Origin of the sequence: Sciscionella sediminilitoris, assembly GCF_000737195.2 — a bacterium.
Classification (GTDB): domain Bacteria; phylum Actinomycetota; class Actinomycetes; order Mycobacteriales; family Pseudonocardiaceae; genus Sciscionella; species Sciscionella sediminilitoris.
The window spans coordinates 54510-76350 of the sequence record NZ_JALM01000027.1 but is presented as its reverse complement, the minus strand read 5'-3'; the positions used below and the strand labels follow the sequence as shown (position 1 = coordinate 76350).

18 protein-coding genes are annotated in these 21841 nt (G+C 69.3%); 13 read left to right on the top strand and 5 right to left on the bottom strand.

Translation table 11 applies throughout. From position 1 onward, the window contains the following. Positions 1-6: 6 nt before the first annotated feature. From AD72_RS13545 to eccE, 3 genes are read right to left on the bottom strand one after another with little or no spacing between them, the layout of a single operon-like run. On the bottom strand, positions 7-444 hold the full coding sequence (locus AD72_RS13545) for a GNAT family N-acetyltransferase (RefSeq protein ID WP_231644824.1): 438 nt from the start codon (positions 442-444) through the stop codon (positions 7-9). Positions 445-448: 4 nt separating this feature from the next. Further along, entirely contained in the window at positions 449-1177 is a 729-nt protein-coding gene (locus tag AD72_RS13540; RefSeq protein WP_020498898.1) for a hypothetical protein, read from the bottom strand. Further along, entirely contained in the window at positions 1174-2340 is a 1167-nt protein-coding gene (gene eccE, locus AD72_RS13535; RefSeq protein WP_031466847.1) for a type VII secretion protein EccE, read from the bottom strand. The genes AD72_RS13540 and eccE overlap by 4 nt, the downstream gene beginning before the upstream one ends. Positions 2341-2712: 372 nt before the next feature. Here eccE and eccB point away from each other — a divergent pair, with 372 nt between their 5' ends. From eccB to AD72_RS13520, 3 genes are all read left to right on the top strand, one after another. Further along, complete coding sequence (eccB, locus tag AD72_RS13530; protein WP_063890743.1) at positions 2713-4359, top strand: type VII secretion protein EccB; 1647 nt, start codon at positions 2713-2715, stop codon at positions 4357-4359. A gap of 83 nt (positions 4360-4442) precedes the next feature. Further along, positions 4443-4766 carry a hypothetical protein gene (locus AD72_RS13525; RefSeq protein WP_031466845.1) on the top strand — a complete coding sequence of 108 codons (324 nt, stop codon included), beginning with the start codon at positions 4443-4445 and terminating at the stop codon, positions 4764-4766. Next, on the top strand, positions 4763-5845 hold the full coding sequence (locus AD72_RS13520; protein WP_031466844.1) for a WXG100 family type VII secretion target: 1083 nt from the start codon (positions 4763-4765) through the stop codon (positions 5843-5845). Before AD72_RS13525 ends, AD72_RS13520 begins: the two co-directional genes overlap by 4 nt. Positions 5846-5851: 6 nt before the next feature. Here AD72_RS13520 and mycP read toward each other — a convergent pair whose 3' ends face one another. Together mycP and eccD are read right to left on the bottom strand one after the other, a co-directional pair. After that, complete coding sequence (gene mycP, locus AD72_RS13515) at positions 5852-7474, bottom strand: type VII secretion-associated serine protease mycosin (RefSeq protein WP_156365175.1); 1623 nt, start codon at positions 7472-7474, stop codon at positions 5852-5854. A gap of 30 nt (positions 7475-7504) precedes the next feature. After that, positions 7505-8902 carry a type VII secretion integral membrane protein EccD gene (gene eccD / locus AD72_RS13510; RefSeq protein WP_031466842.1) on the bottom strand — a complete coding sequence of 466 codons (1398 nt, stop codon included), beginning with the start codon at positions 8900-8902 and terminating at the stop codon, positions 7505-7507. 245 nt (positions 8903-9147) lie between these two features. Here eccD and AD72_RS13505 point away from each other — a divergent pair, with 245 nt between their 5' ends. The 10 genes from AD72_RS13505 (at position 9148) to AD72_RS13460 (ending at position 21840) form a co-directional block, all read left to right on the top strand. Next, entirely contained in the window at positions 9148-13137 is a 3990-nt protein-coding gene (locus AD72_RS13505; protein WP_031466841.1) for a type VII secretion protein EccC, read from the top strand. 4 nt (positions 13138-13141) lie between these two features. Then, positions 13142-14986, top strand: a complete 1845-nt coding sequence (locus AD72_RS13500; RefSeq protein ID WP_031466840.1) for a type VII secretion-associated protein — start codon at positions 13142-13144, stop codon at positions 14984-14986. Further along, positions 14983-15261 carry a hypothetical protein gene (locus AD72_RS13495; protein WP_031466839.1) on the top strand — a complete coding sequence of 93 codons (279 nt, stop codon included), beginning with the start codon at positions 14983-14985 and terminating at the stop codon, positions 15259-15261. Before AD72_RS13500 ends, AD72_RS13495 begins: the two co-directional genes overlap by 4 nt. A gap of 219 nt (positions 15262-15480) precedes the next feature. After that, positions 15481-15888 carry a WXG100 family type VII secretion target gene (locus tag AD72_RS13490; RefSeq protein WP_082468931.1) on the top strand — a complete coding sequence of 136 codons (408 nt, stop codon included), beginning with the start codon at positions 15481-15483 and terminating at the stop codon, positions 15886-15888. A gap of 57 nt (positions 15889-15945) precedes the next feature. Then, positions 15946-16236, top strand: a complete 291-nt coding sequence (locus AD72_RS13485; protein ID WP_197284961.1) for a WXG100 family type VII secretion target — start codon at positions 15946-15948, stop codon at positions 16234-16236. A 229-nt stretch (positions 16237-16465) separates the two neighbouring features. Continuing rightward, entirely contained in the window at positions 16466-16909 is a 444-nt protein-coding gene (gene rplM, locus AD72_RS13480) for a 50S ribosomal protein L13 (RefSeq protein WP_031466836.1), read from the top strand. A gap of 4 nt (positions 16910-16913) precedes the next feature. Next, positions 16914-17471, top strand: coding sequence for a 30S ribosomal protein S9 (rpsI, locus tag AD72_RS13475; RefSeq protein ID WP_031466835.1), 558 nt, complete (start codon positions 16914-16916; stop codon positions 17469-17471). An 11-nt stretch (positions 17472-17482) separates the two neighbouring features. Continuing rightward, a complete protein-coding gene (glmM, locus tag AD72_RS13470) occupies positions 17483-18817 on the top strand; it encodes a phosphoglucosamine mutase (RefSeq protein WP_031466834.1) in 1335 nt (444 codons plus the stop codon). A gap of 108 nt (positions 18818-18925) precedes the next feature. After that, on the top strand, positions 18926-19258 hold the full coding sequence (locus AD72_RS13465) for a hypothetical protein (RefSeq protein WP_031466833.1): 333 nt from the start codon (positions 18926-18928) through the stop codon (positions 19256-19258). After that, entirely contained in the window at positions 19258-21840 is a 2583-nt protein-coding gene (locus AD72_RS13460; RefSeq protein WP_037345717.1) for a hypothetical protein, read from the top strand. The genes AD72_RS13465 and AD72_RS13460 overlap by 1 nt, the downstream gene beginning before the upstream one ends. Position 21841: the final 1 nt, after the last annotated feature.

The window sequence follows — 21841 nt, the reverse complement described above, 5'->3', positions numbered from 1 at the left end:
CGGGATTCAGCTCAGGTCCTTCGCGAAGTGGTGCGCGGCGATGACGTAGCCGTGGTTGAGATAGCGCCGATGCGCGGCATGCCGTTGCGCCCCCGAGTCGAGGTGCACCTGCTCGCAGCCGAGTTCGCGCGCCCGCTCGTCCGCCCAGTGGAGCAGCGCGGTGGCGTGCCCGGCCCCGCGCGCGTCCGGCACCGTGATCAGGTCGTCGATGTAGAGGTACTCGCCCCAGAGCAGGCTGGTGCCCTGCCGGAATCCGAGTGCCCCGGCCACCGAACCGTCCGCGCGCACCGAGACCGCGATCCGGTACCCCTGCGCGTACTGCCTGCGGACCTGCGCCAGGAACGCCTGCTCCGAATCGAGGTGCGGGCGCAGCTCACGCATGGCCGGGTAGGCGAGGCCGAGCCGGTCCTCGGTGAGCTCGGTGATCCGGTGCTGTTCGGTCACCCGGTCAGTCGCCTCGGCGGACCGGGCCGAGGATCTGACGTTCCTTGGCGTTGGTGACCAGTTTGAGCGGGGTCCACAGGTTCCGGCCGAACGCGATGACCTGATCGTCCGGGATCTGGGTGAGCTGCTGGGTGAGGTTCGGTGGCAGCCGCCAGATCTGCCCGGCGACCTGCGCCTGCGCCGCGGCGAGCCGCTGGATGAGCACCAGGTCGGCCTGGCCCGCGGTGGACGCGGCCTGCGGATGCAGATAGGGCAGCACGTACATGGTGGTCTGCCACGGGGACCGCGCGGGGAACAGTTCCTGCGGGGTGGAGCCGCCGTCGTGCACCACGAGCAGCGGGCCGTCCTCGGTCGGGCGGGGCAGTTCCACGGGCACCAGCCTGCGGATCTTCACCAGCGGAACGGGTTTGCCGTCCGCCCCGGTGCCCGCGGCCCGCTCGAGCCCGCGCCATGCCGAATCGCGCGCCGTCGCCACGATCACCCAGGCCCCGGTCGCGATAGCGCGCAGCGCGGTGAGCCGGGCCAGGTACAGCCCGCCGACCACGGCGATCCTGGTCGGGGCCGGGCGCAGGATGGAGACCGAGAGCGGTTCGCCCTTGAGCCCCTTGCCGAGCACCATGCCGCCGCGATCACCCGAGGGCGCCACCGAATCGAGCATCGTGGGCGGCACCGAGAACTCCGGGGCGACCGCGCGCGGGCTCATCGCATCGTGGATCCGGGTCGGGGACGTCATGCCGTACCTCCAAGGGGCAGCGTCGCGATCAGTCCGGAAAGCTGCATGCCGCGCAACGAGGTCAGATCCATGTCCAGCTCATCGGCGATCGAGCCCAGCTGCTCCTCGGCCTCGTTCAGTTCCCCCGGGGTGCGGGCGCTGACCCGGACCACGCCGCGCAGCCCGACCTCCTCGCCCTCACCGGGGGAGATCGAGAGCACCACGGTGGAGGACAGGGCACGAACGCTGGTCAGCGAGTTGAGGCTGCCCTTGCCCGGCCAGCCGGTCACCGCGTAGGAGGAGTGCCCGACACCGGCCGCGGTGACCCCGTCCCAGCGCTCGTTGAGGCTGACCGTTTCCTGCGAACCCGCGACCGCGGAGAGCTCGCTCGACTTGATGCCCGCGGCGAGCAGTTCGTCCGGGGAGAGCGGACGGGCGCGGACCCCTTTGCTCTCCAGCGCGTTGCGCACCCGGGAAAGGGCGCCGAGCACCGCGCGGTGGGCGCCCTCGACCCCGCCGCCGCGTTCGCTGACCGCCTGGGCGCAGCGCTGCGGGTCGAGCCGGACGGCCACCCAGGTGGTGCGCCGTGCGGCGGCCGGGAGCGGGCCGAGCACCTCGAGGTAGGAGGCCAGCGCGGGCGACTGCGCGGGAAGGGCGGCGCTGCCCGGGTAGCAGTGCCAGATCACCTGGATCGCGTCCAGCAGCACGCCGCGGTCCTCGAGGCACGGCGCGAGTGCGGAAAGCGGCAGGTTCGGCGCGCTGCCGACCTGGTTGACGAGCGCGGGCATCGGGTCCACGAGCAGTACCGCGGTCCAGCCGCCGTCGTTGTAGGCCAGCCCGACCGGCTGGCGCTCGTGATCGGTGCCGTGCGCGATGAGCAGGTCCGGGACGGCGAGGCGCAGCAGCGCGACCCGGGCGTCCTCCGGGCCGGTCATCGTGGCCTCTTCGCTGTCCTGAGCCGGTTCTTCGGCGGCAGCCGGGTTCGCCGCCTTGCTGTGCCCGCGCAGCGCGTACCCGGTGGTGAGCCCGACCCACTGGGTCAGCCAGCGGCCGCGCCAGCGGATCAGCGCGAAGATGAGGCCGAGCACCGCGATGGCGGCACCGACGTACATGAGTTTGGTGTCGATGGCGAGCAGCACCAGCCCGATCGCGATGCCGATCTCGAGCACGACAAGGTTCGCCACGGGGAACGGGCCGAAGCTGACGCCTTCCCTGCGGCGTCTCGCGACATCCGCCGATGCGGGCGTGCTTGCCTGCTGTGCCGGCGTACTCGCAGGTCGCGGCGGCGGTGGCGGGCCGGAGCCTTGCCGGGGCGTTGTCACCGACATGTACTTGCCTCCCCCGAAACGGGCGTGTCGGGCTTTATGCTGTGCAAACCTATCCTGTCATCCGATCCGATCGGATACCCCCGACTTGGCCACATTCGTGTTGAGTCGGACTATCGTGTGCGACCGTACCGCGAAGGTGACGAGATGAGCGCGGACATGAGCGAGGAGGCCCGGAGCGAGTGAGCACCCGAGCCATGGCTGCTGTTTCGGGGAGGACGAAGGCCGGTCATGCCATCGACACCCACTAGTAAGGCACAGGTCCAGGCGTACCGGTTCGTCATACGCCGGATGCAGTCGGCGCTGATCCGCCGCGATCCGGTGATGATGCACGATCCGCAGCGCACGCACAGCAGAGCGATGATCGTGGGCGCGTGCCTCGCGGCCGTGGCACTGGCCGGGTTCGCCGTGTACGGACTGCTCAAACCCGCTCCCCAGTTGCCGGGCAACGACGGGATCGTGATGAGCAAGCAGTCCGGGCAGCTGTTCGTGCTCACCAAGGAGAAGGACGGCAAGCGGCTGCTCACCCCGACCTTCAACCTCGCCTCCGCGCGGTTGCTGCTGCTCGCTCGCCAGCAGCAGAACCAGAACGGCGGCGGTGGTGGCGGCGGGGGCAGTTCCCAGGGCGGCCAGCAGGTGCAGGAGGTGGACGACAGTCAGTTCTCCGGGCAGGGGATCACGGTCGGGCGCCTCACCGGGATCCCGGACGCGCCGAACACCCTGCCGGACGGCTCGAACCAGGCAGCGGTCGGCAAATGGGCGGTGTGCGACGACTACGCGCGCGATCCCGATCTGCCGAACCAGACCCAGGAGAACAAGGTCTCCACCACGGTGCTGTCCGGAGTGGACAATCTCGGCACCGAACTCAAGGCGGATCAGGGTTTCCTGGTCCAGGAGCGCCAGTCGCACAAGACCTTCCTGATCTACCGCACGCCCTCGACGGCGAACCACCCCGAATCCGATGTGGTGCGCGCCGAGGTGGACCTGTCCCAGAAGGAGATCGCCAACACCTTCAACGGCGGCTCGCAGGACGTGACCCGCGTGGTCAGCCCCGGCCTGATCAACGCGATCCCCGCGGTGAAGGGGCTCGTCGCACCGAGCATCCCGAAGGTCGGCAGCCCTTCACCGGGTCTGCCTTTCTCGGTGGGTCAGGCGTTCAAGGTGCAGGAGGCCTCCGGGCAGACCCGGTACTTCATCGCCATGGACGACGGCTACCAGGAGGTCACCGAGACCGCCTCGGTCGCGGATGTGCTGCGGTTCAAGAACACGCAGGAGACCACCCAGATCCCGACGATCGCGCCGAGCCAGATGAACGCGGCCCAGCCGACCAAGCACCCGGTGGACGTGGGCCAGTTCCCGAAGCAGAAGCCGAATCTGCTGCAGGAACAGAACATGCCGACCATGTGCCTCGGCTGGAATCCGAACACCTCGGATCCGGATAACCCGAAGGAGCACACCGTGCTCACCGTCGGAACCCGGCTGCCGATTCCGCAGGACGCCAAGCCGGTCAAGGTGGGCAACCCGAACGCGGACGGGGAACGCATCGACGGGTTCTACATGCCCGCGGGTAAGGCGGCGTTCATTCGCAGCGCGCAGAACGCGGCCCAGTTCAACTCGGGCCCGCAGTACCTGGTCTCGGATCGCGGTATCCGGTACGCGATCCCGAGCCAGCAGATCGCGGACGCGCTCGGGCTCAAGGATCCGGTGCCCGCCCCGGAATCGATCGTCCGGTTGCTTTCCCCCGGCGCCGACCTGAACACCCAGGCGGTGCAACGGACCTTCGACTCGCTGAACCTGCCCGCGAACATGGGCAGCTATCCGAGCGAGTCGGCGGATTCCTCGAACGCCCCGGAATCGGCGAGCAACGGAGGCGGTTAGCCGCATTCTCCGGGAACCGCCGGGCCCCGCACCGCGTCACAGTGCCGGGGTTCGGCGGAACAAGGACAGTAGGTGATCGCAACATGGCCGGGATCCAGCTCGACAACGAGTGGGTGTCGGGTTATGTGAAAACCATCGAGCGGGCCGGTGCCACGCTCGGGGAACAGCGCGCGAAGCTGACCGCGGGGCAGCTGAGCGCGGCCGCGTTCGGTGAGCTCGGCCGTCAGCTCGGCGCGGCGAACGCCTACGCCAAGGCCTCGAACGTGCTGCTCGACCAGCTCGCCAAGGGCGGCGCGGCGCTCGGTTCGGTCGCCGGTGAGCTCGGCAAGGTGGCGGGCAAGCACAACGAGGCCGAGGAGGACAACGCGGCCCGGATCGCCCGCCTTGCCCGGGAAGACCGGTCATGAGCGGCCTGGACGGGCACGAGATCCAGCAGCGGTCCGCGGACCGGCTCGACTATCTTTCCCGCACCTGCGCGAAACTCGGCGTTCCGGACCCGGTGGAGCAGTACTTCACGCCGGTGCTCGGCCGGTGGAGCGCGATGCACGAGGAAGCCGATCGCTGGCGCACGGCGGCGAACCAGGCGAGCGCGGTCACCGATGAGGTGAAGAAACCGCTCGGCACCCTGGACGCCGCCTGGCAGGGCCGTGATGCCGAGGCGTTCATGACCTATATGGGCACGGTCGGCGCGGCCGGGGTGGACGTCGCGGATGCGATGAACGCGATGGCCGAGGCCCTGGACAAGCTCGCCGATGGGGTGCGCTCCATAGTGGACAAGCTCGCCGAGGCCCTGACGACCTGCGCGGAGGACGTGTCCAGGGCCATGTCCATGCCGGTGCCCGCCCAGCGGCAGGCGCGCGAGCACCTCGAGGAGATCGACCGGCCGTGCGCGGAACTGTTCGAGTCGATCCGCCAGGCACTGCGCGCCTTCGTGCGGATGTGCGAGCAGTGTGACGGCGAGGGCGGGGACGGGGAAAAGCTGAAGCACACCATGCCGGGGCGGTTCGCCTTTCCCGGGGAAGCCGCGCCATCGCCCCGTTCACCGGAGCACGAACCGGATGCGGGCAACCCGGCTTCGACCACCCCCGCGGCCGCGGACGCCCCGGGCGCTGCTGCGTCGAAGGACCCCTCGCATGACCCGAACCGAGGCCTCGCACCGGTTTCCGGCACCCTCCCGATCGGCGGCGGAGGCCACGGTGAAGGACAGCTCGGTCAGGGACCGATGAGCGCGGCCGCCCAGGAACCCGGCCCGCACCCGGAACGCGGCGGCGCGCCCGCACCGGCGGCGGCGAACGCGGGCGGTGCGGGCGGTTTCGGTGGGATGCCGATGATGGGCGGCGGCATGGGCGGTGGTGCCGGTGGTGATCAGGAGTATCAGCGCAAGCGCGGGCTCACCTCGGACGCCGCGGACCTCTTCGGTACGCCGGAAGCGACCGCGCCCCCGGTGATCGGCGCGGAGTACGATCCACCGCCCCGGTCCGAATAGCGCTCTCTACAGTCCGCGCCGTTCCCGCGAACGCTTCACCGTGTGCATCACGAACGCGGTGAGTATGAGCAGCAGCAGGGCACCGAAACCACCGGCGAGCGCCACCGTCATCGGCGTGTTGCTCCCGTCGTAGGGCGGTGGCAGCTCGGCGGGGATGGACACGGCCTTGTCCGGAGCCCCGCCGTTCTCCGCCGGGATGTTCGCGGTGAGCGCGGCGATCGGGTTGATCAGCCCGTAACCGACCTGGTTGTTGCGCCCATCGGGGCCACCGGGGTGCTGCGCGGTCATCTCGATGCGCCGGATGATGTCCTGCGCCGAGAACTGGCCCTTCGGGTACTTCTCCCGCAGCAGCGAGACGAGCCCGGAGACGTACGGCGCGGCGAAGCTGGTGCCCTGGATCGGGGTCGGTTGCTGGCTTCCGCCGCTCGAACTCTCGCCCGCGTTCACCTCGATGGTGCGGTTCACCAGCTTGTCCGGGGAACCCGGGTCGAGGGAGATCAGGTTCTCCCCGGGCGCGGCCACCCCGACCCAGGGCCCGGCGATGGAGAACCCGGAGGGCGCACCGGTCTGGCCGACCGAACCGACCGAGAGCACATCCTTGCCGAGCCACGGCGGAATGGGGATCGACTTCAGCTTGCTCGGGTCCGGGTCGTCGTTGTTCTGTGTGCAGCCCTTGCCCTGTTCGCTCGCCTTGTTCCCGGCCGCGGCGACCACGACGACGCCCTGCTTGGTGGCGGCCTTCACCGCGGCGAGCAGGTCCTTGTAGTGCTGGTCGAGCGCGCCGGGGTTGGCGATGCAGGAGGTCAGCGAGATGTTGATGGCGACGAGGTTGGTGTTGAGGTCGTGGGACTTCTTCAACGACCACATGATCGCGCTGGCCAGTGATTCGATGGTGCCCGGCGGCTGCTTCTGGCCGTCCGCGGTCTCGCCCTTCGACTCGAAGAGGCTGGAGTTCGTGCGGATGGACAGGATGTTCGAGTCCGGGGCCATTCCGTTGAAGCCGACGGTCTCGTGCGAGTTCGCCGCGATGATCCCGGCGACCTCGGTGCCGTGCCCATCGCAGTCCTCGCGCCCGTCCCCGCCCGGCTCGATGTAGTCACCGCCGCCGAGCAGCCGCTGTCCGAGGTAGTCGTGCTTGGAGACGCCGGTGTCGATCACCGCGACGGTGTTGCCCGCACCGGTGGCGAACTTGTGCGCCTTGTTGATCGCGAGCTGGTCCTGCGGCCACGGCTTCCTGGTGAGCGGGAGCGAGACGCCGGACCGGATGCACTCGGACTTCTTGTCGTACCCGCCGTCCTGGGGCGTGGGCGGCACCGCTTTGGGCGGCGGAACCGGTGCCGATGGCGGCGGTTTCGGGCCCCATTCCTGGGTGATCGTGGGAACGCTCGGCAGGGTCGGGGCGCCCTGTTCGCCACCTGGTTGCCCGCCAGGAGGTTGTTGTCCGCCAGGGGGCTGCTGCCCACCGGGCGGTGGCTGGTCCCCGGAGGGCGGTGCCGGTGCGGCGGCCGCGGGCATGCCGAGTGGTACCGCGAGGCCGAGCACGATGGCGCAGGCGGTCACCATCCGCGCGGGGCGGCTCGTGCGCAGCGTTGCGCGCACCCGCTTTCCGTTGTTCGCGCGGCTACTCACGTACTGTCTCCCCTTTTCGCGTCCTCGACCTCAGCCACCGATACGGAGGTGGCGCACCGTGTCGTAGAGCTCCATGACGGCGAGCGCGAGCGGCAGCACCGCGGCGATGAGCACGCCCTCGATGATGTCCACGGTGCGGCGCATGACCGGGGAGAACTTCTGCTCGGGGAAGATCACGCCGATCACCAGCGAGGCGGCCGCCACGATGACGAGCACCCCGAAGATGTAGAGGATCCTGGTCAGCGGGGAGGACTCGGTGAGCCAGCCGATGGCCACCCCGGCCGCGGCGACCATCCCGGTCGCGAGCAGGGCGATCGCCTGCGCGCCGTTCGCGTAGCTGCGCCCGCGCAGCATGAGCACCAGGGAGATCACGATCGCCAGCAGGAAGCCCCAGATCGTGCCCTGGCTCGCGGTGACGATCGCGGAGACGGCCGCGACCGCGCCGCAGCCGACGATCAGCCCGGTCAGGTACTCGTGCGCCATCCCGGAGCGCTTCTCGATCTGCGCGAAGTCCGGGAACGGGCCGGTTTCCTTGAGGTCCTCGGCGTTGGTCGGCACGTTCGGCAGCGGCAGCCGGGCCAGCTGGATGGTCACCCTCGGCAGCAGCGAGATACCCACGAGCGCGACCGCGGCCGCACCGGAGGCGATGGCCGCCGGGGTGGCGTCCACGAAGGTGCCGATCAGGAACGCGACGAAACCGAGCACCCCGGCCGCGCCGAACGCGATGAAGACCGTGACCCCGCGGCCGATCAGCCAGATCGAGGCCGCCGCGAACACCACGATGAGTACCGAGCCGAGCAGCAGGTTCGGCGCCTTCGGTCCCTCGGGAACCGCGTAGAGCCCGGCGATGAACGCCATCGGGATCGCCCCGGCAGCGGAGATGAGCACCGCGGTCCCCGGTGCGTCGTACACCCTGGCCAGCGAACCGGCGATGCCGATGAACACCAGCGCGGCGACCCCGCCCGCGACGGCCGGTCCGATGCTCGGGCCACCGCCGAAGGGGCCGGCGTAGAACAGCGCGAGCGCGGCGGCGACCAGTGCGGCGCCCGCCCCGATGTGCGCGATCCGCCGCGCGGTGGTCTTGGTCCACGGGCGGAAACTGCCGGGGGTGGCCGCGGCGATCGCGTCCACCACGTCGTCGTAGAGCGGCGGTGGCGGATTGTCCGAGCGCTTGCGCAGCTGCAGCAGGTCACCGTCGACGATGCCGAGCGAGGCCAGGGTGTGCCCGGGATCGAGCTGCTCACCGCCCAGTTTGGCCAGGGCCCAGCCGCCGTGCCGGGCGCCGCCGTCGGGGCTGTTCTCTCTGGCCATGTCCAGGATCATCGGCATCAGATCCGCGATCGAGACGTCCGCGGGTAGTGCGACATCGATGCGCGTACTCGGGGCGACAACGGTCACCCGGGAAAACACGGTCGTGCTGGTTGCCACCTCTGGCCCCCTACTTCGCCTCTGCTGCGATGTCCGAATGGTTCTACTGCGTCCGCCCGATACTCTGGCAGGCACCCTAGTATGTGCACGCCGGTGTGCGGACGGGTAGCCGGTCGCCCGTCATCCGTCCGAGTGCCCGGGGCGCGGGCGAACATCGGTGACTTTGCCAGATCTTCCCCATCCATAGGGGCGATCTGGTAGGGAAAGCAGGGAAAAGTCGGGGACCAGACGCTCGAGGAGAAATCGTGAGCACGGTGCAGTTCAGGCGCTCCGCTCGGTTGGCGGCACCCAAACCGCCTGGTGGCGAGGTGCACCTCGAGCCGCCGCCCGAGGTGCCGAGGGTCATCCCGGGCAACATCGTCATGAAGCTGCTTCCCGCGGTCATGATCGTGGCCTCGGTCGGGATGATGGCCTTCATGTTCACCAGCTCGAAGGGGAACCCCACTTCGCTGCTGTTCGGTGGCATGTTCATGATCTCGACGATCGGGATGATGGCCGGCCGGGGCGGTCAGGGCGGCAACAAAAAGGCCGAGATGAACGAGGACCGCAAGGACTACCTGCGCTACCTCGGCCAGATGCGCGAGCGCGCCCGCGAGGCGACCGAGGAGCAGCGCCGCGAGCGGGACTGGAACCTGCCCGATCCGGCGACGCTGTGGTCGCTGGTCTCCACCCGCAGGATGTGGGAACGGCGCCCCTCGGACTCCGACTTCTGCCACGTGCGCGTCGGCCGCGGTTCACAGCGGCTGGCGAGCAGGCTGGTCCCGCCGCAGACCGGTCCGGTCGACGAACTCGAGCCGATCTCCACGCTCGCGCTGCGCCGGTTCGTGCGCGCGCACTCGATCGTCACCGACCTGCCCATCGCCTCGAGCGTGCGCGGGTTCGCAGCCATCGGCATCGGCGGGGAGCGCGCCAAGGCCCGGGCGTTCACCAGGGCCCTGCTCGGTCAGCTGGCCACCTTCCACACGCCGGAAGACGTGATGATCGCGGTGGTCTCCGCGGGCCGCACGAAGGCCGAGTGGGAATGGACCAAGTGGCTGCCGCACACCCAGCACCCCACCGAGACCGACGGCATCGGGCCGGTGCGGATGATCGCCCCCTCGCTCGGGGGAATCGAGCAGATGCTGAACGAGGTGATCGGGGACCGGCAGCGGTTCACCCGCAACACCCCGCCCGGCAATGACCAGGCGCAGGTCATCATCGTCATCGACGACGGCGAGATCCACGGCGAGGAGCAGCTGATCCTCGAAGAGGGGCTCGTCGGGGTCACCATGATCGACCTGAGCAACTCGCTCGGCTCGCTCACCGCGCGGCGCGGGCTGCGGCTCGTGGTCGAGGGGGACCAGCTCGGCGCGCGCAACGCGGGCGGCGTGGAGTGGTTCGGCACCCCGGACCAGCTCTCCGTGGTCGAGGCCGAGGCGCTGGCCCGTAAGCTCGCTCCGTACCGGGTCGGGGTGGCCGCCGAGGGACCCGGCGACGAGGAGCCGCTGCTGTCCAACCCGGGCATGCTCGAACTGCTCGGCATCCCGGGCGACCCGATGACCTTCGACGTGCAGCAGGCCTGGCGCCCGCGGCCGAAGCGGGACCGCTACCGGGTCACCTTCGGGGTCGGGGAAAGCGGTCAGCCGGTCGAGCTGGACATCAAGGAGGCCGCCGAGGAAGGCATGGGCCCGCACGGGCTCTGCGTCGGCGCCACCGGTTCCGGTAAGTCGGAGTTCCTGCGCACCCTGGTGCTGGGCATGCTGGCCACGCACTCCTCGACGGCGCTGAACATGATCCTGGTCGACTTCAAGGGTGGTGCGACCTTCAACGGGTTCGACGATGCCCCGCACGTCGCGGCGACCATCACGAACCTCGAGGGCGACCTGACCCTGGTGGACCGCATGCGGGACGCGATCGCCGGTGAGTGCGCCCGCCGCCAGGAGCAGCTGGCCAAGGCGAACGCGAAGAACGTGTGGGACTACGAGAAGATGCGCGAGAACGGCGCCGATCTCGATCCGCTTCCCGCGCTGTTCATCGTGATCGACGAGTTCTCCGAGATGCTGACCGCGAAGCCGGACTTCATCGACCTGTTCCTGCAGATCGGCCGGGTCGGCCGCTCACTGCAGATGCACATGCTGCTCGCCTCGCAGCGCCTCGAGGAGGGCAAGCTGCGCGGCCTGGACACCTACCTGTCCTACCGCATCGGTCTCAAGACGTTCTCCGCGGCGGAATCCCGGTCCGCGATCGGGGTCCCGGACGCGTACGAGCTCCCGCCCATCCCGGGGTCCGGGTACCTGGCCATCCAGGGTGAGCCGATGGTGCGGTTCAAGGCGGCCTACGTCTCAGGTCCGTGGCGGCCCTCGGGGATGCAGCCGGTGGTGCGCAGCTCCCCGGTCTCGCTGAGCCGCAAACCACAGATGTTCGTCCCGGACTTCATCGAGAAGCCCGCCGAACCGGAGCAGCCGCAGGTCGTCGAGGAGCCGGAGAAAAAGGAAGACGACTCGAACGAGCCGACCCAGCTGGACCTGATCATCGGCAGGCTCGTCGGCCAGGGCCCGCCCGCGCACGAGGTATGGCTGCCGCCGCTGGACGAGCCGCCGTCACTGGACCAGCTGCTGCCGCCGATCGGTCCGTCCGAGGACCGCGGGCTCACCCCGGCCGGTTTCTACGGCAACGGCAGGCTCCAGGTCCCGCTCGGTCTGGTGGACAAGCCCTACGAACAGCGCCGCGATCTGCTGTGGGCGGACTTCTCCGGTGCCGCGGGGCACGGCCTCGTCGTCGGCGGGCCGCAGTCCGGTAAGTCGATGCTGGTGCGCACGATGATGATGTCGATGGCGCTCACCCACACTCCGGAGGAAGTGCAGTTCTACGCGCTGGACCTCGGTGGTGGGACGCTCGGCGGCCTGCAGTCGCTGCCGCACACCGGTGGCGTGGCCAGCAGGCTCGATCCCGATCTGGCGCGCCGGATGATCGCCGAGATGGTGCAGCTGATCACCGACCGGGAGCGCCGGTTCCGCGAGCTCGGCGTGGACTCGATGACCGACTTCCGCAACCGGCGCCGTCGCGGGGAACTCAAGGAGGACCCGTTCGGCGACGTGTTCCTGTTCATCGACGGCTGGGCGAACTTCCGCAACGAGTTCGAGTCGCTGGAGGACTCCGCACAGCGGGTCATCGCCCAGGGGCTTTCCTACGGCGTGCACGTGGTGATCACCGCGAACCGCTGGGCGGAGATGCGGCCCGCGGTCAAGGACCTCATCGGGACCCGCTTCGAGCTGCGCCTCGGTGACCCCTCCGAATCGGAGACCGACCGCAAGCTCGCGCAGAATGTGCCCGAGGGCAGGCCCGGCCGCGGTCTGTCCAGGGACAAGCTGCACTTCCTCGTCGGGCTGCCGCGCATCGACGCCTCCTCGGACGACGAGACCGTCGCCGACGGGGTGCAGGCGGCCGCGCGCGCGATCTCCGATGCCTGGACCGGACGCAATGCCCCGCCGGTCCGGCTGCTGCCCGAGATGATCGGCTACGACGAGGTCGCCCGGCTCGTCCCGGAGGACACCGGAGGGCGCAGGCTCATCCCGATCGGGGTGGACGAGGACGCGCTCGCCCCGGTCTTGCTGGACTTCGACGCGGACTCGCACCTGGTGGCGTTCACCGACGGCGAGGCGGGCAAGACGAACCTGCTACGCACCATCTGCCGCGGGATCACCGAGAAGTACACGCCCAAGGAAGCGGTCATCGTGCTCGTCGACTACCGGCGCACGATGCTCGGGTTCATCGAGTCCGAGCACCTGCTCGGGTACGCGGTCTCGGCGGCCCAGCTCAACGAGTTCGTCGGGGACATCAAGGGTTCGATGCAGGGCAGGATCCCCGGTCCGGATGTCACCCAGGAACAGTTGAAGAACCGTTCCTGGTGGAAGGGCCCCGAACTGTTCGTGATCGTGGACGACTATGACCTGGTCGCGACGCAGAGCGGGAACCCGCTGCAGCCGCTCGGTGAGTTCCTTCCACAGGCCAAGGACGTCGGGCTGCACATGATCGTGACCCGGCGCAGTGGTGGCGCATCGCGGACCAGCTTCGACCCGGTGGTCGGCAAGCTCAAGGAGATCTCCGCGCCAGGGTTCGTCGGTTCCGGTTCCCGCGATGAGGGTGACCTGTGGGGCGGGGTTCGCCCGTCCCAGATGCCGCCCGGCCGGGGCACGCTCATCACCCGCAAGGCGGGCAAGCAGCTGATGCAGATCTCGTGGATCCCGCCAGAGTGATCGGATGGCGGTAAACGTCGCCGTCGACTTCGGCACCTCGAGCACCTGTGTCGCCGTGTCCGTCGATGGCAGGGAGCCACAGGTCGCCAACGTCGACGGGCAGCCGCTGATCTCCTCGGCGGTGTTCGCGGCGGCGGACGGCACCCTGTTCGTCGGGCAGGAGGCCGAACGCCAGGCCGCGATCGATCCCGCGCGCTACGAACCGCATCCCAAGCGGCGCATCGACGAGGGCGAGCTGCTGCTCGGGGACGCGGTGCTCCCGGTCCAGGACGTGGTGCGCGCGGTGCTGCGCCGCGCGGTCGGTGAAGCGCGCCGGATCGCCGGGAACCGCGGCGTGGACCTGCTGGTGCTGACCCATCCCGCGGACTGGGGCGTGATCCGCACCCGCACGCTGCGTCAGGCGGGCGCCGGGCTCGGGCACCGGGTGGTACTCGTTCCGGAACCGGTGGCGGCCGCCGTCTTCCACGCCGCGAACCACACCATGCCGGACGGTAAGGCGCTCGCCGTGCTCGATCTCGGTGGCGGCACCGTGGATGTGAGCGTGGTGCGCAAGAGCCGCGGGGCGCCCGGTTCGGTCGGCGGCTTCGAAGTGCTCGCCACCAAGGGCGATCCGAACTTCGGCGGTTCGGACATCGACCAGTTGTTGCTCGAACACGTCGGTTCGCTGCTCGATGCGCGGTACGCCGAGCAGTGGCAGCAGCTGATGACCGGCCGAGAGCTCGCCGACCGCCGCCGCAGGCGGGTGCTGCGCGCCGATGTGCGCAGTTCCAAGGAAACCCTGTCCCGGCACCCGTACACGGATGTCCCGCTGCCGGATCCGTTCAACGACGCCCATGTCACCCGCGGCGACCTGGAGCGGCTGATCGGGGAGCCGCTGCGGCGCACGGTGGAACTCGCCGCGGCCGCGCTCACCGATTCGCAGGTGCCGCGCGAACAACTGGGCGGGGTGTTCCTGGTCGGTGGTTCGAGCCGGATCCCGCACGTCGCCCGGCTGGTGCACGAACGGCTCGGGGTCATCCCGGTGACCCTGGACCAGCCGGAGACCGTGGTCGCCCGCGGCGCGCTGCGCGCGGTGCTCGTCGATCCGGAACACACCGATGGATACAGCACCGGGACCGCGCGCGGGCCGCAGTCCGCGCAGCAGTCCCAGCCGGTGCCTCCGCCGTACGCCACCGGGCCGCGGCCGGTCGCGCCGCAGCCGGTCCCCGCCCCGCAGCCGGTGCCGCCCCGCCCGGCTCCGCCGCCACAACCGTTCCCGCAGACACCGGCCGAGGCACCGGCCAAGCGCAAGCGGGCGCTGTGGATCGCCGGTGCCGGGGTGGTCGTGGTCGCCGCCGTGGTGCTTGGCCTGGTGTTCGGCTTCGGCGGTTCGACACCGCAACCACCGAAGGCCGAGAACGGGAAACCACTCGCCACCTACGACTACGCGTTCACCCTGCCCGCCGGGTGGCAGCAGAGCGGCGGCAATCCGGCCAAGCGCGGGGTCACGGTTTCCCCCGGTGGCAGTGCTTCCCCGGAAGCGCGGGTCTACGTGGAGGAGACCCGGCTGCGCAAACCGGTGAACAACGCCCAGGCACGCCAGGGGTTCCTCGCGGATCTCGAGCCCAAGGTGCGCGCGGCCGGATTCACCGGTTTCCAGCCGAGCATCAGGTACGCGGACCGGGATGTCGCCTACTATCGGGGACAGTCCACCGAAGGGGCCGTGCGGGCGAACGTGGAGTGGTACGTGCTCGTGGACGGCGAGGTGCAGCTGTCCATCGGGTGTCAGTACAGCGAAGCGCAGGCGCAGAACGTGCGCCCCTCCTGCGAGCAGGTCGTGCGGAGCATGCAGATCAGGAATCAGGGATGAGCGGGTTCACCGAGGCCGTTCGTGCGTTCACCGACGAGGTGGACGCCGCGCTGGACCGTGCCCGCAAGGCTTCCAGCGACGCGGCCGAACGCAGCGAGGCCTTCCGTGCCGAGCAGCTGGCCCGCGAGGAAGCCGCCACCGCGGACGGGAAGGGCGAGGACGGGGAAACCGGGCCCGCCGGGACCGCGAATCCCGCACAGAGCGCGGCCGGGCGAACGCGGGAACCGCTCGGTTATGACGACGAGGATTTCTCCCAGGGCCGCTTGATGTCCTGAAGAACGGATTCGCGAATTCCGCGCGCGAGTATTTCGCCGGGCATTCGCGGGTGGCGGTTATCCACCGTGTTCACCTGAGTGCATGAAGATCAACATGCCCCGGCGATACCACAAGTAGCGCTCTGACCAGTGCGTTCGGCATTCCGAAGAATCGGTTCCCGGTTGCGCGATTCGCAATCGCAACTACTTCGAGGAAAGCTGGGACAAGGTGGAACCGGCATGGCAAGGTCGTCGTCGCAGGAGCGTACGAACCAAATACCGTACGATCGGGACGGAAAACCCACGACACAAGAAGGGGGTAGCACCCTCATGGCCGGACATATGAAGACAGGTGCTCCGCAGCTGCACCAGGCAGCGAAGGACATGGAGAACACCAACAAGGAGCTGCAGACGACCATCTCCTCCGTTGGTCGCACCATCGAGAGCATCGTGGAGAGCTGGAAGGGTGTCGCCTCCGGCGCGTTCCAGGAGCTGATGAACCGGTACCTCCAGGACGCCAAGACCCTCAACGACTCGCTCAACGAGATCGCCACGCAGGTCAGTGGCTCCGCGGCCGCGTACGAGCAGCAGGAAGAAGAGTCGAAGCAGCAGCTGTCGAAGCTGTCGCAGGCTCTCAACAACGGGTGACCAGTCGAGCACCTTTCGACGAGCTAAGAGAACTCTAGGGAGCGGTTAGTTATGGGTATGGACAACATCCAAGTCAATTTCGAGGAACTGGGGGCCACCGGTCAGAGCCTCAAGTCCCAGTCCGGCCAGATCGCCGACCACATCGGCCAGCTGCGCAAGAAGATCGAAGAGCTGGAGACGATCTGGGAGGGTGGCGCCGGAGGCGACTTCCAGAACGCCAAGAACAGGTGGATGACCGCCGCGAACGACCTCGAGCGCACGCTCGAGCAGATCGCCAAGACGGTCGACGCCGTGCACGAGAACTACGTGGCGACCGAAGGTGCGAACCAGAAGCGTTTCGCTCAGTGACGTTGCACCGCTGAGGGCCCCGTGGCTGCTTGCCCGGGGCCTTCCGTGTGTCCTCGGACGTGCTCGGCGCGTCCTTAACCGACCCCCGTGTCAACCCTCCCGAGAGCGACACGGTATCTTCTAATGCTGTTGCTCGGTAACTGACACGCCGGGCGGCCATCGCATGTGGCCCGCGGGGCGGGACTGCGATACCCAAAGACTCACCGCAAATCGATGACGAGGTAGTTCCGTGCGCACGTACAGCCCGAAGCCTGGCGACATCACCCGCGCCTGGCACGTGATCGACGCCGAGGACGTCGTGCTCGGCAGGCTGGCCACTCAGGCGGCCACGCTGCTGCGCGGCAAGCACAAGCCGATGTACGCGCCGCACATGGACACCGGCGATTTCGTCATCGTCGTGAACGCCGAGAAGATCGCGCTGTCCGGCAACAAGCGCCAGGACGCGTTCGTCTACCGGCACTCCGGCTACCCGGGTGGTCTGAGCAAGCGCTCCTTCGGTGAGATGATCGACAAGTTCCCGGAGCGGCTCGTCGAGAAGACCATCAAGGGCATGCTGCCGAAGAACAAGCTCGGCCGCGCGATGGCCAGCAAGCTGAAGGTGTACGCGGGTCCGGAGCACCCGCACACCGCGCAGCAGCCGCAGCCGTTCGAGGTGCGGAAGGCGGCCAAGTAACACCATGACCAACCCTGAGACGGCGACATTCGAGGACGAAGCAGTGACGACCCCCGAGACTGACGCGACCGGAGAGTCGGTCGAAGAAGAATACGTGGCGGACGAGTTCGTCGCCGAGGAGCTCTCCGCTCCCATCGGTGCCGAGGACGTCGCCGTGCCGGCCCCCGGACCGGTGAACCCGACCCCGCAGACCGTCGGCCGCCGTAAGCGCGCCATCGCCCGCGTGCGCATGGTGCCCGGCAGCGGCAAGTTCACGCTCAACGGCAAGCCGCTCGAGTCCTACTTCCCGAACAAGCTGCACCAGCAGCTCATCCGGGAGCCGCTGGTCACCACCGACCGGCGCGAGCAGTTCGACGTTTTCGCGACCCTCTCCGGCGGCGGCCCCTCCGGCCAGGCCGGTGCGCTGCGCCTCGCGATCGCGCGCGCGCTCACCGAGGCCGACCCGGACGACCGTCCCTCGCTGAAGAAGGCCGGCTTCCTCACTCGCGACCCGCGGGTGAAGGAGCGCAAGAAGTACGGTCTCAAGAAGTCCCGCAAGGCGCCGCAGTACTCCAAGCGCTGACGAGGGACCCCATGGGTCGACTGTTCGGTACGGACGGCGTCCGCGGTCTCGCGGGCGACGACCTCACTCCAGAACTGGCACTCGGCCTCGCAGCAACGGCAACGCGGGTGCTCGCCGAGAAGTTGGACGGCGGGCGCCCGCGCGCTGTTGTCGGGAGGGATCCGCGGGCGAGCGGCGAGATGTTGCAGGCCGCGGTCGTCGCGGGGCTCACGAGTGCGGGCGCCGATGTGCTGTGTCTCGGTGTCCTTCCCACGCCCGCCGTGGCTTACCTGGTCGGTGAGCTCGGCGCGGATCTCGGCGTGATGATCTCCGCCTCGCACAATCCGATGCCGGACAACGGCATCAAGATCTTCGCCGCCGGTGGGCACAAGCTCCCCGACGAGGTCGAGGACGAGATCGAGCGCCGCATCGGCGAACCGGGTGCGCGCCCGACCGGCCGGGAAATCGGCAGGGTCACCGAGGCCGGGGACGCCGCCACCCGCTACATCGATCACCTGCTCGCCGCCACGCCGGTCCGGCTCGACGGACTGCGGGTCGTCGTGGACTGCGCCAACGGGGCAGCGGCCACCGTGGCTCCCGAGGCCTACCGCCGCGCGGGTGCCGAGGTCATCGCGGTGCACGCGGAGCCGGACGGCATCAACATCAACGAGGACTGCGGGTCGACGCACCTCGGATCGCTGCGCGAACACGTGCTCGCCAACCGGGCCGATCTGGGGATTGCGCACGACGGGGACGCCGATCGCTGCCTGGCCATCGATGCCGACGGTGCCGAGATCGACGGCGACCAGATCATGGCCGTGCTCGCGCTGGCCATGCACGAGAGCGGCGAACTCACCGAGAACACCCTCGTCGCCACCGTGATGAGCAACCTCGGCCTGTTCCTGGCCATGGAGAACGCCGGAATCCAGGTCACCCGCACCAAGGTCGGTGACCGCTATGTGCTCGCCGCGCTCCGCGAGGCCGGTCTGGCCCTCGGTGGCGAACAGTCCGGCCACATCGTGCTGCCCGAGTACGCCACCACCGGAGACGGACTGCTCACCGCGCTGCGCCTGATGGCGCGGGTCGCGCAGACCGGACGGCCGCTCGCCGAGCTGGCCGGGGTCATGCGCAGGCTGCCCCAGGTCCTGCTGAACGTGCGGGTCGGGGACAAGGCGGCGGTGGCCACCCATGCCGGGGTGCTCGCCGAGGTCGAGGCCGTCGAAGCCGAGCTCGGGGAGACCGGCAGGGTCCTGTTGCGCCCTTCCGGGACCGAACAGCTCGTCCGGGTCATGGTCGAGGCGCCCTCCGAGGAGCTTGCCGAGGCCAATGCCCGCCGCCTCGCCGAGGTCGTCGGCTCGGCCAGCTGAACCGCGGCCGAACTGGCCCACGACGCCCATCCGGTGTGACATCATCACGCTGGAACTGGCTTGATACCGGATGCGTCGGATCGCGGTGGACGATCGCGAGGAGGGGCGATGACTTTCGACAAGAAGCTGCAGTTCGACAAGGCCGTCGTGGATGCGGCCGGCACGCGCATGTCCGACCTCGGGAACGCGATGTCCACGGTGAAGTCGTACTTCGGTGACGCGACCGGCGAGCTACAGGCCAGGCACTTCGGCCTGACCGACGAGGGAGCGGGTACCGGCCGGAAGCTGCTCGAGAAGGTCAACGGATTCGCCAGCGGAGCGGACACCGCGAAGCAGTATCTGCAGCAGATGGAACAGGCACTGATCGACACCTCGAACGCCCAGTCGCTGAACGAGGAAAGCGGCCACTGGAAGTTCAGCAAGCTGCAGAGGGATCAGTGATGAGCGGTGACGAGAGCTACGGCGAACCCGTCCGGGAGCCGTTGACCGCTCCGGCCACCGAGGAATACCTCTCCGACAAGTATCTGGACGAGGTGTACAAACTCGCCCGCATGCTCGCCCCCGATCGCCTCGGCTTCCTCTACGACAGATGGTCCGGCGCCGATAACACGGGATCTTCCCGGGTGCACGAATGCGCCGATCCGGGTTCGCGTGGCACCTGGAAAAGCTTCGGCATGTTCGATGAAACCAAAAAGAAAGAGATCGACAAACTCAAGGGCCTGGATATCGGGGCCATGAGCAAAATGGTCGATCGGCTGAAAAAGATCGGCCAGGGGACCGGGCAGATCGATGGCCTGATGAAGAAAGCGGCTGGGGATCTCGATCAGGGGTGGAATGGCGCGGCCTCGCGCGCGGCGCTGAAGAAATACGATGAATTCGCGAACATTTCCCGGGACTACGCGGGTTCGGTGCAGCACGTCGGTACCGCGCTCGGGGCCGCCGCGGACAGCCTGAAGAAGGCGATCGACAAAGTGGCCGCCTTCGCCAGGGACGGTGGAATCGGCGACAAGTTCATGCGCAAGTTCGACCACCTCGGCGGCGAGGGGGAGGATCAGGGGACCAAGCGCGGTGACTGGAGTTCCGCGCTGGATCAGCTCGATCAGGCGCTGCGCAACGGCGTCGAGGTGGACGGCGCCTTCCTCGGCGCGAAGGGCTGGCAGCGCGCCGAATCGCCGTTGACCGCGGGCGGCGACGTGGTGGACGGTTCCTCGTTCCCGGAGGTAGCGGCGCTGGCCGGATCAGTGGCGCAGTACAGCGGCAAGTCCGGCATCGCCCCCGGCCCCGGGCTGACCAGGGCACTGCGCGAGGTGGCCGGGTTCTGCGATCTCGGCGACGGCGGCGCCGATACGACCTGGGCGGATGCGCGGAGCCGGGAGATGGACGAGTTCGCCGCGTCCTACTATGCCGCCGCGAGCGGGCTGAAAAGCGTGGTGGAGAACGCGAACAAGGCGGTGCGGGAAGTCTTCAGCACCCTGGAAACCGAACTGGGGCGGGCCAAGGACAACCCGTACGCCGCCCTGGAACCGCCGAAGGAACAGCCGGCCGAGCACAAGGGCCCGGACGATGGCGGTGGCCCGAAGAACACCGGTGGGCCGAGCGAGAAACCACCGCAGACCGGCGGCGATTCCGGCACCACCACGACCGCGAGCGCGAACGGTGGCGGCCCGGGCACTGGTCCGGGCCAACCGCCCCAGCAGCCACCGGCGCCCCCGGCCGCGGCCGCCACTCCCGCGATGCCCGCGATGCCCGCGATGCCCAAACCGGAGGATCTCCAGGCCGGGCAGACGGGCCCGTCCGCGGACCCCGGCCCCGGTGACCGGACACCGGACCCGGGCGCCGCGGCGGACAAGCCGGAGACCGTCAAGATCAAGGAACCCGGCGGGCGCGGTCTGGAGCTGACCACCCCGGACGACAAGGGGCACATGAAGCTGAGCGTGGACGACGGATCCGGGCAGCCGAAGAGCTACGACGTGGACTTCGGCAAGGGCTCGGCGCCGGGCGGCGCTCCAGGGCCGGGCGGGGCCGAGGGATCCGGTGGCGCCCAGCCGGTGCACGCCGATCAGTCCGGGCATGCCGAGATCCACGACGGCAAGACAACCATCTCGCTGGACAAAGCGCCGGATTCCGACCAGGTCAAGGTGACCGTGGACGACGGATCCGGCAAACCGGCCAGCTACACCATCGAATCGACCGAGGGCACCGGAACGGATCCCGCGGGGCAGCATGGAGACCCGACCGGCGGCGGCTCGCCGGATGGCATGAGTCCGGCCGGTGGCGCGAGCCCGCCCGGCGATGGCCCGGCCGGTGGCGATGGCTCGCCCGGGGAACCGCCGCCGAACGCCGAGTCCGCCACCGCGCCCGGATCCGCCGCTGAACCCTCGATGCCCGAGGCGAGCGATCCCGGCACGGGTGCTTCCCCGGCTGTCGAGCACACACCCGCCGCCGAACACACACCCACTGCCGAACCGGCTGCCGCCTCCGCCGGTGCTGCGCCGGGGATCCAGCACGCCTCCGGTGATCTCGGCGGTGCCGCGCCCGCCGGTGGGGCCGAGCACCCGGCCGCGGCGAGTCACGAACCGATTCCCGGCCAGACCACGACCGCGAACGCCATGGACGGCGGTTTCGGTGCCGGGGTTCCGGGCATGGGCGGCGGTGCCGAACAGCCGATGCAGCCAGGCGGGATGTCCGGGGCCGATCCGAACATGGCCGGGGACGGGAACCAGGACGGTGGCTATGGCGCCGGTGTCGGGGACGCGCACACTCAGCAGGCCGGTGGCCCCGGTGGTCCCGGTGTCGGTGGCCCGGGCGGCCATCCGGGTGGGCATCCGGAAGGACAGTCCGGCGATCAGGGCGGCGCCATGGGCGGTATGCCGATGATGGGCGGCATGGGTGGCGGCGGTGGCGGCGGCGACCAGGAACGCGGGGCGAGCTCCTGGAGCACCGAGGGCAACCTGTTCGACGAGGTCGGGGAATCGGTTGCCGATCTGGCCAGCGATCTGTTCGGCCCGTTCGACAGGCGGTGAC

Excerpts from the sequence above, each read along its gene's own strand:
- AD72_RS13540 (WP_020498898.1), bottom strand. The coding sequence starts at position 1,177 with ATGACGTCCCCGACCCGGATCCACGATGCGATGAGCCCGCGCGCGGTC.
- eccB (WP_063890743.1), top strand. The coding sequence starts at position 2,713 with ATGCCATCGACACCCACTAGTAAGGCACAGGTCCAGGCGTACCGGTTC.
- AD72_RS13525 (WP_031466845.1), top strand. The coding sequence starts at position 4,443 with ATGGCCGGGATCCAGCTCGACAACGAGTGGGTGTCGGGTTATGTGAAA.
- AD72_RS13520 (WP_031466844.1), top strand. The coding sequence starts at position 4,763 with ATGAGCGGCCTGGACGGGCACGAGATCCAGCAGCGGTCCGCGGACCGG.
- AD72_RS13500 (WP_031466840.1), top strand. The coding sequence starts at position 13,142 with ATGGCGGTAAACGTCGCCGTCGACTTCGGCACCTCGAGCACCTGTGTC.
- AD72_RS13495 (WP_031466839.1), top strand. The coding sequence starts at position 14,983 with ATGAGCGGGTTCACCGAGGCCGTTCGTGCGTTCACCGACGAGGTGGAC.
- AD72_RS13490 (WP_082468931.1), top strand. The coding sequence starts at position 15,481 with ATGGCAAGGTCGTCGTCGCAGGAGCGTACGAACCAAATACCGTACGAT.
- AD72_RS13485 (WP_197284961.1), top strand. The coding sequence starts at position 15,946 with ATGGACAACATCCAAGTCAATTTCGAGGAACTGGGGGCCACCGGTCAG.
- rpsI (WP_031466835.1), top strand. The coding sequence starts at position 16,914 with ATGACCAACCCTGAGACGGCGACATTCGAGGACGAAGCAGTGACGACC.
- glmM (WP_031466834.1), top strand. The coding sequence starts at position 17,483 with ATGGGTCGACTGTTCGGTACGGACGGCGTCCGCGGTCTCGCGGGCGAC.
- AD72_RS13465 (WP_031466833.1), top strand. The coding sequence starts at position 18,926 with ATGACTTTCGACAAGAAGCTGCAGTTCGACAAGGCCGTCGTGGATGCG.
- AD72_RS13460 (WP_037345717.1), top strand. The coding sequence starts at position 19,258 with ATGAGCGGTGACGAGAGCTACGGCGAACCCGTCCGGGAGCCGTTGACC.